Here is a 15,042-nt window from a genome sequence, read left to right as displayed (position 1 = left end):
TACTCGGAGAAAGCTCTGTGAGACTCTAATTAATATCTCTGTGCAACAAGAGATTTAATTAAAAAGTTCATAATAAAAAAATAGAGGTGAAAGATGAATATTTTATTAGAAATTGGTATGGAAGAAATACCTGCAAGGTTTTTAAAACCTGCATTAAATGATCTAGAAAAAAATATGAAAACTTATTTAAAAGAGAATAGGATAGTTTTTGAAGAGATAAAAACATATGGAACTCCTAGAAGGTTGATATTATCTATATCGAATCTAGCAGAAAAACAAGAGGATTTAAATATATTAAACCAGGGACCTGCAAAACACATTGCTTTTGGATCAAATGGTGATCTTACAAAGGCAGGGATGGGATTTGCAAAATCTCAAGGGATAGAAGCTACAGACTTAGAGATAATTGAAACTCCTAAGGGAGAATATATTGCAGCTAAGAAATTTGTAGAGGGAAAAGAAACTAAAACATTGTTACCAGAAGCTTTAAAAGGTTTAGTGGAAGGATTAACTTTTCCTAAATCTATGAAATGGTCAGATAAAAAAATAAAATTTGCCAGACCGATCCAATGGATTTTAGCTTTAGCAGATAACAATGTAGTTGAATTTGAAGTAGAGGGGTATAGAAGTGGAACAATGTCTAGAGGGCATAGGTTCTTCGGAGAGAAAGAATTTACTGTAGCCGATATAGATGATTATTTTACAAAAGTAAGAGCCAACAATGTAATTGTTGATATAGAGGAAAGAAAAAATATGATCGTTGAGATGATCAATAAAAACTGTTCATCAGCAGGAGAAAAAGTAGTCATTGAAAATGAACTGTTAGATGAAGTAACTAACCTTGTAGAATACCCATATCCAATGGTAGGGACATTCAATTCAGAATTTTTAGAAGTACCTCAAGATGTACTTATCATCTCTATGCAGGTACATCAAAGATATTTTCCAATCCTAGATTCAGATGGGAACTTATTGCCTAAATTTGTAGTAGTTAGAAATGGTATAGATGGATCTGAGCATGTAAGGATAGGAAATGAAAAGGTATTATCAGCTAGACTTTCTGATGCAAGATTTTTCTATCAAGAGGATCTTAAAAAACCATTATCTGAAAATGTAGAGAAGTTAAAACATGTTGTATTCCAAAAAGATTTAGGAACTATCCATCAAAAATTGGAGAGAAGTAAGAAGATAGCTGAAAAATTGATAGATATGTTAGGTTTTGAAGGGAATAAATCTGATATATTGAGAACAATAGAGCTATCTAAAGCAGACTTAGTTTCTAATATGATTGGAGAAAAAGAATTTACAAAGTTACAAGGATTTATGGGAGCAGAGTATGCACTTAGATCTGGAGAAAATGAAAAAGTAGCTAAGGGGATAGAGGAGCACTACTACCCTAGATATCAGGGAGATAGATTACCTCAAAATATAGAGGGAGTAATTACAGGGATCTGTGACAGAATAGACACTTTAGTAGGTTGCTTTGGAATAGGCCTTGTTCCAAGTGGATCAAAAGATCCATTTGCTCTTAGAAGATCGGCACTAGGAATTGTAAATATTATATTTAATTCAAAATTAGACCTATCTATAGATGAACTTGTGAATATCAGTATCGATGCTTTAGAATTAGACGGAGTATTGAAAAAAGATAAGGAAAAAGTAAAATCTGATGTAATGGAATTTATGAACCAAAGAATAATAAATGTATTCTTAGATAAAGGGTACAGAAGAGACTTTATCATGGCTGTTTTAGATGTTAAGAATGAAAATTTATTAGAGGTAGAAAAGAAATTATTAACACTGAATGAAGTATCTTCTAATGAAAACTTTAATGAACTAGTTTCTCTTTTAAAAAGAGTAGGAAATATATCTAAAGACTATAAAGGTACAGTAAATATCAGTGAAGACCTTCTAAAGGAAGATACTGAAAAATCTCTTTACAACTTCTATATGGAGTTTATGAGTATATCTGAAGAGATCTTAGGTAAGAATGATTATCTAACTTATCTAAAGACTATCCTTTCAGGAAAAGAAATAATAGATAGTTTCTTTGACTCGGTGATGGTAATGGATAAGGATGAGAATATAAAAAATAATAGATTATCACTCTTAACTTCTTTAAATACTATATTTAACAGAGTAGCAAATTTAAACTTAATAGAGATAAAATAATGGAAAAAGATTGGTCTATGACCAGTCTTTTTTTATTTAATCTTCATTTGATTGTGCAGTAAATGTTTTAAATGTTTCAAATTTAAACTTAAAAAAAGATTAAAGTGCAAAATTAATTTGACATTTTATGAAAAGTGAACTAAACTAATAATGGAAGCGAAATGAAACGTTTCCAAAATAAGTAAGGGGGGAATATATGAAGAAAATGTTAATGGGAATATTGATGATTTTAGGATCTATAACCTATAGTGAGGAAATTCAAGTCCCTAAAAATAGAATGGCCGGATATCCTTTCGTAAATTTTGAAAAAATAAGGGTAAGTGACTATAAAGAAAAATCAATTGAAGGGGTTAAGATAACGATAAATACTACTACCTATGAGAGAAAAAATATGAATTCTGAACGTATTTCTAGAGATTCGTTGAAAGAGCCATTTATATTTGAACAAAAAATAAATACAATTAAAGATGAAACTAGAGAGGAGTTTCAGACAAATAAAAATGGAATTGCTGAGATAAATAAAAAAATAGAGTTCGGAGATTTAATAAAAGATTTAAATTATAAGGGTGCATTTTATTCTGCAAAATTTGATAAAAAAATGATAAAAATGATCATTACAGTAGAAAAAAATGGTTATATTGCAAAAAACTTCAGTTATGAGGGGGAATACCCAAATGTCTTAGATGTAAGGTTGAAAAGTCAGACAAATAATGGGAATAATTCAAAAGTTCTAAAGACGGTGACCGCAGAAGAACAAAATGATAATTTAAAAATTTTTAAAAATATAGCAAAGGACAGTAATTTTGAATTAAAAAATTATAGTAAAACTGAGATTAAAAACAAAAATTATACTGCTTTTGATTTAGATTATAAGAATAATCTTGAAGGAACTGAAATAGAATTTAATAATTATATCCTTCCACTACTGGAATATGGAGAAAAGCTAATTCATTCTGATGCAGATGGAATTGTTTTTAGAGTAAATGAAAAAAATGGAAATATCTATAAATATTTAATAAGAACTGATATTTTAAAAGAATATAATAATTATGAGCTTAGTGCTAGAGAACTCTATCATAGAGTTATTAGAATAAAGAATAGAAAAAGACTAAATTAATAGGGGGGAAAAGAAAGATGAAAAGATTAGGTTTTGGAATTATGGCTTTATTATTAGCTGGAACAGTAACAATGGCAGCAGAAACAAAAATGGAAGCGACTCCAGTAGCAGGTATAACAATGGAGGAGTTAGATAAGAGAGTAGAAGAAAAAGTAGAAAATATGCTGGCAAAGAATGACTCATTTGAGATTCATGGTTATGCAAGAGCTGGAGTTTTAATCAATGAAAACGGTAAGCAGGTAACTGGTGGAATGTTTAACGATGGAACACCTAGTAAAAATCTTGTCGGAAGATTAGGGAATGAAACTGACAACTACTGGGAACTTGAATTTGTAAAGAAATTTACTGCAGATAACGGTGTTTGGTCTAATTGGCATTTGATGTTTGCACAACACGATCAAAATAGAGAAAGATTGAATGAAGGAAATGGTTCAGAAGATGTAGCAGTAAGACAATTATATGCTGAGATGGGTGGATTTGCCTGGAACCCAGATTTAACATACTGGGTGGGGAAAAGGTTTTATAATAGACAGGATATACATGTTACGGATTACTACTGGAATGATTATTCAGGAACAGGTGCCGGGATACAAGGTTTAGCTGATGGAAACTTAGATTTAGCCTATATTGCAGGGTCTAGCTGGCAGGATGATCTTCTGACTGGTGACGGGAAATTGATGAGTCATAACCTTATAGCTACTTACAGACTTAATAATTGGACATTTGATGGGATGGCTATGTTTGCAAACGATAATGCAGATTACTTAAATGAAACAAAATCAAATGATATTGATTATGCAGAAAATGGATTCCAAACAACTGTTACTTATAATAACTCAGGTTTCTATGGTATGGAAAATGGATTCAGTAAGGCGTTCTTCCAAGCTGGATACGGATTAGGTTCAGCTAGTGGATTAGGACATACTCAATGGAACTGGGAAACTAAGCAAAAGGATACTTCATATAGAGTAGGAACTTTTGGTGTAACTGAGGGAGAAAAATGGTCATTCATGCCTCAAACAGTTTTACAATATGATGTAAGTGATGCAAGTAGCGATGACAACAAATTAACAGCTAGTGCAGTGATAAGACCTGTATATAAAGTAGTAGACAATTTTTCGGTTCAATTTGAATTAGGGTTAGGATATGAAGGATACAATAAAAATGAAAATACCAGTGGAGATAAAAGAAATGGAATGTACTATAAGGCCACTGTAGCTCCTACGATTAGTTTAAATGATTCATTCTGGGGAAGACCGCAGCTTAGAGTATTTGGATCATATGTAGGATGGACTTCAGATGTAGCACCTGATACCAATACAGTAGCAGGGTCAGATAGTGAATTAAGAGCAGGTGTTCAGGCAGAGATCTGGTTCTAATTTTTTTTAAACCGAAGTTGGAAACGATTCAAACTAATTAAAGATGAAATTGAGGGCAAAGAATTTCTTTGCCCTACTAAAAAATCCCTCTAATCTCTTAAATAAGTTGTTGAAAAAAGAAAATTAGTTTAAAATAAAAACAAATGATTTATGGGGGGATAAGGGTGGCTAAATATACAATTAAAGATATAGCTAAGATGGCAGGAGTGGGAGTAGGGACTGTTTCCAGGGTGATTAATAATCATCCAAGTGTAAAGGAAGAAACAAAAAACAAAGTATTAAAGATAATAGATGAAGTAAACTATAAACCCAATGAACTAGCTAGAGATCTAAAAAGAAAAAAAAATAATGTAATAGGGATATTGATTACTGGATATCCTAATCCATTCTTTGATGATGTTATAGGTGGGATCGACAGGGAGTTGAAAAAAGAAAATTTAACTTCTCTGATCCACTATACAGAATTACAAGATTTCCAGGTAGCAGTGTCAACATTGATAGATTATGATGTGAAGGGAATAATTTACTTAGGGGGAAAATCCAAAGATAATTTAGAAGGGGTAAAAATTCCGTTGGTACTGGCCTCTACAACAATAGATAATTCGTATTCAGATAAATTTCATATGGTGAGTATAAACAATAGAAAAGCTGCCTATGAATCTGTAAAATTTTTGATAGATACAGGGTGCAAAAAAATAGGAATCATTATTTCAAACTATGAAGATGAACTGGCCCTTGAAAGGATAAAAGGATATAAAGATGCTATAAAGGAAGCAAAATTAGATTATGAAATTATATGTGAAGGTGAATATACTGCTAAAGGTGGCTATGAAGGTGCTAAAAAAATGTTTGTACAGGAAAAACCAGATGCAATATTTGCTATATCTGACCTCATGGCAATAGGAGCTACAAGATATATATTAGAAAATGGATATAATGTTCCAGGTGACATCTCTATAATTGGATTTGATGGGATCGAGGAAAGTAAATACTATTATCCATCTATAACTACAACTGAACAGCCGAGAAAACTAATGGGGGAGATGGCAGCTAAATTACTCATTGAAGATGTAAAAGATGAAGAGGGTAAAAAAATAAAAAAACAGGATATTTGTTTAAAAGTCGATATGATAGAAAGGGAGAGTACAAAATAAGATTATTAGGAGGAAAGTATGAAAAATTATATGAAGGGATTAATGGTCGGAGGAGCAATGCTTCTTACTGCTTGTGGTGGTGGAACAGAGCAAAAAGAGGAAAAAACTGTAGTCGATATATTTCAATTTAAAGTAGAGATAGCGGAACAGTTTGATGAATTGTCTCAAATTTATATGGAAACACATCCTAATATAGAGATAAATATAGAAACTGTAGGTGGAGGAGATGACTATGGTGCTGCACTTCGTGCTAAGATGGCATCAGGGAATGAACCTACTATATTTAATGTAGGAGGACCCCAAGACGTATATGACTGGCAGGACAAATTGGTAGATCTATCAGATGTAGAACTAGCAGGAAAGGCATTTGATGGAGCCTTAAGTGGGGCAACATTGGATGAAAAGGTATATGGATTACCATTTACTCAAGAAGGATACGGGTTTATATATAATAAGGAATTATTAAAGAAAGCCGGGATAGATGCAAAAACTATAAATAGTTATGAATCTTTAGAAACTGCTGTTAAGATGCTGGATTCTAAAAAAGAGGAATTAGGATTAGAAGCTGTGTTTGCAACTGCAGGAAAAGAAACTTGGGTAACAGGATTACATTATTCAAATGTAGCCCTAGCACAAGAATTTGGAAGTGTATTCGATGCTTATAATGCTAAAGCAGTTGAGTTTACATATTCAGATGGAATGAAGCAATTATTTGACCTGCAGATAGAGTATGGTAGAAAGCCCGTAAATGCAACTGATTATTCTACCCAGGTAGAAAGATTATTCTCTATGGGAAAGGTAGCTATGACTCAGCAAGGAAACTGGGCATTTGGATCGATTAAAGGTATAGACGAAGAATTAGCGAAAAATATAGGGTTTCTACCTATGCCAATTGTAGGAGCTAAAGAAAATGTGTTACCAGTAGGAATTCCAATGTACTGGACTGTAAATAAAGACTCAAGTGAGGCTCAGGTAAAAGCAGCCAAAGATTTTTTAAACTGGGTATATACATCTGAGACTGGAAAAGATTATGTAATTAATAAATTTAATTTTATACCACCATATAAAGGTTTTGATGGAGATAACTTACAGCCAAAAGATCCATTGGCTAAAGACATAATGGCATTCTCGGAAGCTGGGAACACTATCCCTTGGGTATTTATGGGGTATCCTACAGGTTGGGGAATGGAGACATTAGGAGTAGAACTACAAAAATATATAGATGGTCAAATTACTTGGGATGAAGTTTTAGAAACAGCGAAAACTTCATGGAATGAGAGCAGAAAAGAAAAATAAAAACTGGATAAATTAATAAATAAAAAAAGGGGGAAACCCCTTTTTTTCTAAAAAAGGAATGATGAGGATGAATTATAATAAAAAAACGTTTTGTTTATTTGCAGGTCCCATAATAATTGCATTTTTAATGGTATTGGTAATACCCTTACTCATAGGAGTATACTACTCATTTACAGAATGGAATGGAAGGATGGATCAGGTTCCAGACTTTATAGGTTTAAGTAACTATATAGCTATAATTAAAGATGAGGGGTTCAGGAATGCTTTTATCTTTACAGCAAAATTTACAGTAGTATCTGTAGTTGTTATAAATGCAATAGGCTTTAGTTTAGCACTTTTAGTGACTAAAAAATTAAAAATTTCTAACTTTATGAGAACGATATTTTTTATGCCTAACCTGATAGGAGGATTAATCTTAGGTTTTATATGGCAATTTATATTTATGGGGGTATTTCAGACCATTGGTGAAATCACAGGTTTGGAATTCTTTCAGGGTTGGCTGGCAGATGCCAATACTGGGTTCTGGGGACTGGTAATAATCATGGTTTGGCAGATGTCAGGATACTTGATGATAATTTATATTGCAGCATTACAAAATATTCCAAAATCATTGTTGGAAGCGGCAGATATAGATGGTGCCAATGGTTGGACAAAGACCAGGCATATAATATTTCCTATGGTAGCGCCGGCATTTACTATCAGTATGTTTCTAACATTGGCGAATTCATTTAAATTATTTGATCAAAATTTATCCCTTACAAATGGAGGTCCAGGAGGATCTACAGAGATGCTGGCTTTAAATATCTATAAAACAGCATATACATTTACTAATTATGGTGCCGCTCAGGCAAAAGCAGTTGTATTTTTCTTGTTAGTAGCTTCTATTACCATGGTACAGGTATATATCAATAAGAAAAAAGAGGTGGAGATGTAATGAAAAGTAAACAAAATTCGAGGGTATTATTATATATCATAGGAGTTCTGACGTCTATTTTATTTATATCACCATTTTATATATTGATAGTCAATGCTTTTAAAACCAAGAGGGAACTTTTTGGGAGTACTTTAACTCTGCCTAAGGAATGGATGCTGGATAACTTTAAAGTCGCGTTAAATAAATTATCATTTTTATGGATTGGGAAAAACTTCAGTATGGAAGGTTTTTTTGGATCGGCATTATTTAATTCGATGTTTATAACTATTACCAGTACAATTTTAATTATTATATTTTCTTCCATGGCTGCCTGGATCTTAGTACGGACAAAATCAAAGATGAGTAATATTATATTTTATATGTTTATTGCAGCGATGCTGGTACCATTTCAAGCTGTAATGCTGCCTTTAGTAGCTTTTATGGGCAGGTTGGGTTTGCAAAATAGAATGGGGATAATATTTATGTATCTGGGATTTGGCTCAAGTTTTTCTATATTTCTCTATCATGGATTTATAAAGAGTATTCCTGTATCCTTGGAGGAAGCAGCAAGGATTGACGGCTGCGGGCCTTGGAAAGTATTTTGGAAGATTATATTCCCTACTTTAAAGCCAATTCATGTGACTGTATCTATCCTAAATATAATTTGGATTTGGAATGACTTCTTATTGCCTCAGCTTATGATAAATAAAAAAGGAACCCAAACTATCCCACTGAAGATGTATCTTTTCTTTGGAGGATATTCAAAGCAATGGCATCTTGCCATGGCAGGGTTATTAATAGCTGTAATACCGATAATAATATTTTATTTCTTTGCACAAAAACACATTATAGAGGGAGTAACAGCAGGATCTGAAAAATAAAAGAAGTAGAAAACTTCATTTTCCCCTTGGAAGAGCTGAAGTTTTCTACTTCTTTTTGAAAAAATAGATTAAATATAACTTAAAATAATATTATTTATAAATCAATAGAAACTAAAAAAATAATTTTAAATATGTGCTAAAAACAAAAATGTTGTGTACAAAAACAGGAGTATTTTATATTTTAAATTGAAAAAAACAAAAAAAAGGGGTATACTTTTTATCTAGGGGAAAAAGTGAGGTGGCTGAAATTGGAAGAAAAAGAGATAATAGTAGATATTTTGACAGTAGCAAATGCTATTTCAAGAGCTGGAAAAGAGTTGTTAAATGATGTTTTGGAAAAGTATAATATAAGTTTTGTAGAGTATTATATGCTACGTCATTTACAAAAAAATCCGGGAGAGACCCAGTATAACCTTTTAAAATATACAATGCTAACTAAATCCAGAGCTAATCAGATAGTCAGTAAGTTAGAGAAAATGGGGTATCTGGAGAAGAAAACAGAGATGGTAGGATCGCTTTTAAAAAAACCATTATATTTAACAGAATCAGGGGGGGAAATAGTGGTAGAAGGGGTAGAAGATATCTATGACAATACCATAAAAAACCTGAGCGAGGAAGAGAAATTTAAATATGAACTATACAGGAGTAAGATGGTTGAAATATTGATGAATATGAGACTTACTTTAGGGACGATGACACCAGAATATTTGAAAAAATAGTAATTTTTAAAGCACGAGATATCGTGCTTTTTTTATGGGTAAAAAAATGAACCATTCAAAAGAAAATCCATTAAAAAAATTAGGGATAGAAATTAATCTTGCTTTTTATTAAAATAAATTAATCTAAGTTGAAGAATTAAAAAAAATTAATTAAGATGAATTATTTTAAGGAGGAACAGGATGAATAAGAGAAGAATAGTTTTATTAGCCGGACTAATGACAATGGGAATGGTATCATTTGCAATGGAGGAAGGGAATGCAGAGGTGTTAAAGACTCCAGAACAGAGGGAATTAAGTGCTTTCAATATCAATGACAGGGTAAGATTCGATGAAAATAGATTAGAAGTAAATGGAAACTTCCACTTTGATGAGAATAACAGATTAGAGATGAGAATCAGAGACTATACTGGAGTAGGATCAGATGCAAACAGCTCAAGATCTAGTGGGAAGGAAACATCAGATAGAACAGAAGTAAGATTAAGATTGCATACACAAACTTCTATAGAAAATATGGAAATAAGAACAGAAGTTAAAACTAACACATATGAAAATAGTGGAAGTAAGCAGTTATTCAGAGTACAGCCAACATGGCACCTATTTACAGATGTTGATGGGTTAGATTCATTAGTAAGAGCAGGTATAGGGATGGAGCATTCTGGAGATGCTCATGGTGAAGATTATATGATAACAACTTCATTTGAAAACTACTATACAATAAATGATTACTTTGCAATAGAAGGAAATGTTTATTATGATTATACATTTGCTGGTAATGGAGCTACTGATGGGCAATATCATAATGTAGAGATAGAAGCATATGCATATGCTAATTACCCGTTATATCAAAATAATGATATGAAAGTAGAAGCATTATTCGAAGGTGGTATAGACCCTTATGGATTTGGAAACAGGCATTTTGATGATTTAAATGATGTAAATAAGGATAACAATAAAAATGGTGAAGACTACTATGTAGTATATTTAGAGCCTTCAGTAAAGGTAACTAAGCACTTAAATGAAACAAACAATGTTTATTTACAAGGTGGATACTATATTGAAAAGAATGAAGAGAATACAAGCAGTAACTATGATGATACAGCATTTGTAAGAGTGGGATTCACAAGTAAATTTTAATAAAAAAATTATTATATAATACAAGAAACACTTCCTGTTTAAGGGGAGTGTTTTTTTTTGATACACAAACAATAAGAATGGTGGATAAAAACCTTGAACAGTTAAAAGTTTAATAAGTGAACGGTTTAATAAAACAACCATTGTAGAAGTTAGGTATATGGAGTAAACTTCTAACAAGTTAATTAGATTAATTAATTTTAATTAATGAAACTCAAAAGTTAAACTTTATTAATGTTTTGAAGAAATTAAAATATTTATTTTTAGGAGGAAACAAATGAACAAGAGAAGAATAGCTTTATTAGCTGGATTAATGACAGTTGGAATGGCATCATTTGCAATGGAAGAAGGGGAAGCTGAGGTATTAAAAACTCAGGAAGCAAAAGAATTAAGTATCTTTAATATCAATGACAGAGTAAGATTTGATGAAAACAGATTAGAGATGAATGGAAACTTACATTTAAATGAAAACAATAGATTAGAAGTAAGGGTTAGAGACTATAATAAAGTAGGAAACACATTTGGTTCAGATACAGGAGATGGAACTGGTAAAGAGGAAACTACAGGAAGAACTGAATTAAGAATGAGATTACATACTCAAACATCTGTAGAAAATATGGAAGTTAGAACTGAGTTAAAGACAAATACTTATGATAACTCAAAGAATACTCAATACTTCAGAGTTCAACCAACATGGCACTTATTCAACGATGTTGAAGGATTAAGTTCATTAGCAAGAGCAGGATTTGGAATGAACCACACATCTGGATCAGGAGAAGATTTCTCATTTACATCATCGTTTGAAAACTACTACACAATAAATGATTATTTCGCAATTGAAGGTAATGTATACTACGACTATACATTTGCTAGAAACAGCAATAAATACCATAATGTAGATATAGAGGCGTATGCATATGCTAATTATCCATTATATCATGCTAATGACGTAAAAGTAGAGGCGTTATTTGCAGGTGGAGCAGACCCATATACATTCGGAACTAGAGACATTGAAAACTTAAATAATGTTACAAAAGATAGTGAAGGTGGAGAATCATATGTATTATATGCTGAGCCGTCAGTAAAAGCTACTAAAACATTAAATGAAAATAACTCAGTTTATGTACAAGCTGGATACTATATAGAGATGACTGAAGCTAACGATAAAAAAGCTACTACAGGTCAATCATTTAGTGGTTCTTCAGACAAGTACAATGACTCTGCATTCGTAAGAGTCGGATTTACATCTGCATTCTAAACTAATTTTTTATAAAAATTATATTGAAAAAACACCCCTGTAAAGGGGTGTTTTTGTTGTTGTTTTATTTGTTCTTATCATTATTTTTTTGGAAATAAAAAAGGAATTTTTAGATTGGGGATGTAAATTATAGAAGAACAATTTACTGGGGATAAAAAATATTTATTTTGGAGGGAAAGAGATGAATATAAAAAAAATAACTGTATTAGCCGGATTGATGACTATGGGGATGATATCTTTTGCAATGGAAGACAGTGATGCAGAAGTATTGACCCAGGAGGAAAAACAATTAAGTGTTTTTAACATCAATGACAGGGTGAGATTTGATGAGAACAGACTAGAGATGAACGGGAACTTCCATCTGAATAAAAATAATAGGTTAGAGATGAGACTCAGACATTACAATGATGTAGGTTATGGAAGTTTTGGAGATACCAGAGACAGTGGTAATACTGTAGATGACGGGACAGAGATAAGATTCAGATTACATACTCAAACGTCTGTGAAAAATATGCTGATTAGAACTGAGTTGAAGACAAACACGTATGGCAGCGGTGACGGTGGCAATGAACAATATTTCAGGGTACAGCCAACATGGGGATTATTTACAGATGTTGAAGGGCTGAGCTCCTACTTAAGGGCAGGTGTAGGATTTAAACATACGTCACCAGAAACAGAAGATACAACTAATGATTATTCTTTTACATCATCATTTGAAAATTTCTATACAATAAATGATTATATAGCAGTTGAAGGAAATATCTATTATGACTATACATTTGTCGGAGAAGGTTCAGATGACTACAATAGTGTAGATATAGAAGCTTATGTATATGCTAATTATCCTCTTTATGAGGCTGAAAATGGTATAAAGTTAGAAGCACTGTTAGAAGGTGGATTTGATCCCTATTCATTTGGTGCCAGGCATTTTACTGATTTAAATAATGTAAGTGGCAGTGGAGTAGAAGGGCATGAAACGTATGTATTGTATGCAGAACCATCGATTCAATTGAGTAAATTGATGGATGAAAATAATTCAGTCTTTTTTCAAGGCGGATACTATGTTGAAAAAAATGAAGAAAACTCAACTGGTAATGTAGACGATACAGCATTTATAAGGTTTGGATATACAAGTAAGTTTTAATTGTGTCTGTTAAAAAACACTCCTAATAAAGGGGTGTTTTTTTATATATGAGCAATAATTTTAATATGAAAACAATAAAATTAGCCACTTTAATAAGACTATATGTTTGAAAATGAGAATAATTGTAGAAAAACAGAAGACTTTTTCTTGACAAGTTTTGTTTTTTGTATTAATATTATATGGAAACGTTTCCATAAAAAGGAAATTAATACAATAGTCAGAATACCTTTAAAACTTAGATCACTAATTATATAAATAAAATCATAATTACTACACTTACTTAGTGGAATGTTTAAAGTTTAAGTATAAAATTTAAATGATTAATTCGCCATAGGCGATGGGGGGAATAAATATGTTTAAAAGAAGTAGTGGGATATTGCTGCATATCTCATCTTTAAGTGGAGATGGAGGGGTAGGAACCTTTGGAAGGGAAGCCTATGAATTTGTTGACTTTTTAAAAAAATCAGGACAAAAATTATGGCAGATTCTCCCATTGGGAACAACTTCATATGGAGATTCTCCATATCAATCCTTTTCGGCCTTTGCAGGGAATCCTTATTTTATTGATTTAGAAGAGTTGATAGAGAGAGGTGGATTAGATAGGCAAGAGGTGGAAGATACAGATTTAGGAGATAGCAGGGAATATATAGACTACGAAAAACTATATAAAAATAAATTAAAACTTTTGAAAAAAGCTTATTTAAATGAGGGGAAAGATTTTTTAGAAGAGATAGAAAAATTTAAGAAAAAACATATCTATTGGATAGATGATTATGCTTTATTCATGGCATTAAAAGATAAAAACAATGGAGTAGAGTGGACAAAATGGGTAAAGGAAGAAAAATTTGCCCATATCAATACTTTAAAAAAATATAGATTAGAGTTGAAAGAAAAAATAGATTATTATATCTACTTACAGTATTTATTTTATACCCAGTGGGGGAAATTGAAAGACTATGCCAATGAAAATCAGGTGAAGATAATAGGGGATCTGCCTATATTTATATCCGGTGACAGTGTAGATGCGTGGTTAAAAACTGAGTTGTTTTTATTCGATGAGAAAAAAAATATAAAGGTTGTGGCAGGCTGCCCGCCAGATGCTTTTAGCAGTACAGGTCAGCTGTGGGGCAATCCACTGTATAACTGGAAAATTATGAGAAGGAGAGGTTATTCGTGGTGGATTGAAAGGATGAGAGCAGCATTTGAGCTGTATGATATGGTAAGGATAGATCATTTTAGAGGATTTGAATCTTATTGGGAGATCCCGGCAAATGCTCCTACTGCCAGACCTGGAAGATGGGTAAAGGGACCAGGGATAGAAGTATTTAAGGCTATAAAAAATGGGTTGGGTGAGCTGCCTATTATTGCTGAAGATCTAGGATTTTTAACTAAAGGGGTGAGGAAACTTCTGAAAGATAGCGGGTATCCAGGGATGAAAATATTGGAGTTTGCTTTTGATTCGAGGGAGGAGAGTGACTATCTTCCCCATAAATATTCTGAAAATTCAGCGGCTTATACAGGGACCCATGACAATGAAACTGTGGTAGGCTGGTATGAAAATGTAGTGAAAGTTGACAGGGAACATGCTGAAAAATATTTAAAAAAATATTTAAAGTTAAAAAAGTTTGAGGGGGAAAAAATAAACGATGTATTTATAGAAGCTATCTGGAAATCTAATTCCCATATAACTATAGCTCAGATGCAGGATTTTTTAGGATTAGATAATAGAGCCAGAATGAATATACCATCAACATTGGGAAATAACTGGAAATGGAGATTGAAAGGTGATGAACTCACTGATGAATTGGCTGAAAAAATAAAGGAAATGACAATTAAATACGGTAGATAGGAAGGAATAGCTGGGAATTAAAACGTTGA

General features: G+C 32.2%; 12 protein-coding genes. All 12 read left to right on the top strand.

All coding sequences use genetic code 11. The features are described 5' to 3' along the window. The first annotated feature begins 93 nt into the window (after positions 1-93). The 12 genes from glyS (at position 94) to malQ (ending at position 15,013) form a co-directional block, all read left to right on the top strand. Positions 94-2,172, top strand: a complete 2,079-nt coding sequence (gene glyS, locus NRK67_15135) for a glycine--tRNA ligase subunit beta (protein UUV18607.1) — start codon at positions 94-96, stop codon at positions 2,170-2,172. 196 nt (positions 2,173-2,368) lie between these two features. After that, complete coding sequence (locus NRK67_15130) at positions 2,369-3,289, top strand: hypothetical protein (protein ID UUV18606.1); 921 nt, start codon at positions 2,369-2,371, stop codon at positions 3,287-3,289. Positions 3,290-3,306: 17 nt separating this feature from the next. Continuing rightward, positions 3,307-4,668, top strand: a complete 1,362-nt coding sequence (locus NRK67_15125; GenBank protein UUV18605.1) for a carbohydrate porin — start codon at positions 3,307-3,309, stop codon at positions 4,666-4,668. A 164-nt stretch (positions 4,669-4,832) separates the two neighbouring features. Further along, positions 4,833-5,822 carry a LacI family transcriptional regulator gene (locus tag NRK67_15120; protein ID UUV18604.1) on the top strand — a complete coding sequence of 330 codons (990 nt, stop codon included), beginning with the start codon at positions 4,833-4,835 and terminating at the stop codon, positions 5,820-5,822. 18 nt (positions 5,823-5,840) lie between these two features. Further along, the gene (locus tag NRK67_15115; protein ID UUV18603.1) at positions 5,841-7,118 is read left to right on the top strand and encodes an ABC transporter substrate-binding protein; all 1,278 of its coding nucleotides are present in this window, start codon (positions 5,841-5,843) and stop codon (positions 7,116-7,118) included. Positions 7,119-7,185: 67 nt separating this feature from the next. Beyond that, a complete protein-coding gene (locus NRK67_15110; GenBank protein ID UUV18602.1) occupies positions 7,186-8,052 on the top strand; it encodes a sugar ABC transporter permease in 867 nt (288 codons plus the stop codon). Beyond that, positions 8,052-8,912, top strand: a complete 861-nt coding sequence (locus tag NRK67_15105; GenBank protein UUV18601.1) for a carbohydrate ABC transporter permease — start codon at positions 8,052-8,054, stop codon at positions 8,910-8,912. Before NRK67_15110 ends, NRK67_15105 begins: the two co-directional genes overlap by 1 nt. Positions 8,913-9,145: 233 nt before the next feature. After that, entirely contained in the window at positions 9,146-9,631 is a 486-nt protein-coding gene (locus NRK67_15100) for a MarR family transcriptional regulator (GenBank protein ID UUV18600.1), read from the top strand. Between the two features lie 180 nt (positions 9,632-9,811). Continuing rightward, on the top strand, positions 9,812-10,765 hold the full coding sequence (locus NRK67_15095; protein UUV18599.1) for a hypothetical protein: 954 nt from the start codon (positions 9,812-9,814) through the stop codon (positions 10,763-10,765). Between the two features lie 274 nt (positions 10,766-11,039). Continuing rightward, positions 11,040-12,020, top strand: a complete 981-nt coding sequence (locus tag NRK67_15090; GenBank protein UUV18598.1) for a hypothetical protein — start codon at positions 11,040-11,042, stop codon at positions 12,018-12,020. A gap of 181 nt (positions 12,021-12,201) precedes the next feature. Next, positions 12,202-13,164, top strand: a complete 963-nt coding sequence (locus NRK67_15085) for a hypothetical protein (protein UUV18597.1) — start codon at positions 12,202-12,204, stop codon at positions 13,162-13,164. Positions 13,165-13,516: 352 nt separating this feature from the next. Continuing rightward, positions 13,517-15,013, top strand: coding sequence for a 4-alpha-glucanotransferase (gene malQ, locus NRK67_15080; protein UUV18596.1), 1,497 nt, complete (start codon positions 13,517-13,519; stop codon positions 15,011-15,013). Positions 15,014-15,042: the final 29 nt, after the last annotated feature.

It is taken from the genome of Fusobacteria bacterium ZRK30 (genome assembly GCA_024628785.1).
Classification (GTDB): Bacteria; Fusobacteriota; Fusobacteriia; order Fusobacteriales; family Fusobacteriaceae; genus Psychrilyobacter.
This window is presented reverse-complemented; position numbering and strand designations above follow the sequence as displayed.